Below are 710 nucleotides of genomic sequence, written 5' to 3'. Positions count from 1 at the left end.
GAATACGGTGTGCACGTCCTTGCGGAGCCGGGCGTAATCTTTTCAGAATACGGCCACCATCCACAAAAATATCTTTCACAAAAAGATCTGCTTCTTCGAGCTTCTGCTCAGAATTTTTTGCTGACCAGTTAGAAATCGCTGAAAGCAACAGCTTCTCGATTTTCTCTGCGCCAACTTTCGGCTCATACTTTAAGATGTTGAGCGCCTGGTTAACCCGCACACCGCGGATCAGGTCAGCTACCAATCTCATCTTACGTGGTGAAGTAGGAACGTTTGTCAGGCGGGCCTTAACCGCGCCAGTCTTCGCTGCCTCCTTTTTAGCATCACGCTTCTCTCTCTTGAGAACCGATCTTTTCGTTTTTTTAGCTGTAGCTTCCATGACTTACTAAGCGTCTTTTCTGTTACCTGAGTGACCTTTGAATGTGCGGGTTGGAGCGAATTCGCCCAGCTTGTGGCCCACCATGTTCTCTGTCACGTACACAGGAATAAATTTATTTCCGTTATGCACTGCGAATGTGTGGCTGATCATTTCAGGGATAATTGTTGATCTGCGAGACCAGGTCTTTATCACTGACTTCTTGCCAGACTTTTCTGCGGCTTCTACTTTTTTAGTAAGCCTTGCATCGCAGTACGGTCCTTTTTTTATCGAACGTCCCATTATTTTTTGCGTCTAGAAATGATCAAACCATCAGAATACTTATTCGGGTGAC

General features: G+C 45.8%; 2 protein-coding genes. Both read right to left on the bottom strand.

Annotated features, from left to right (window positions below):
* The coding region (rplV, locus tag JNK74_28890; protein MBL7650198.1) for a 50S ribosomal protein L22 at positions 1 to 379 on the bottom strand (379 nt) is incomplete at its 3' end.
* A 6-nt stretch (positions 380 to 385) separates the two neighbouring features.
* The gene (gene rpsS / locus JNK74_28885) at positions 386 to 658 is read right to left on the bottom strand and encodes a 30S ribosomal protein S19 (protein MBL7650197.1); all 273 of its coding nucleotides are present in this window, start codon (positions 656 to 658) and stop codon (positions 386 to 388) included.
* Positions 659 to 710: the final 52 nt, after the last annotated feature.

The organism is Candidatus Hydrogenedentota bacterium, from assembly GCA_016791475.1.
GTDB lineage: Bacteria > Hydrogenedentota > Hydrogenedentia > Hydrogenedentales > JAEUWI01 > JAEUWI01.
Note: the sequence above shows the minus strand (reverse complement) of the source record. Positions and strands in the feature narration are given on the sequence as shown.

What these genes read in the sequence shown, in the direction of transcription:
- rpsS (MBL7650197.1), bottom strand. Translation starts at nt 658, where the DNA reads ATGGGACGTTCGATAAAAAAAGGACCGTACTGCGATGCAAGGCTTACT.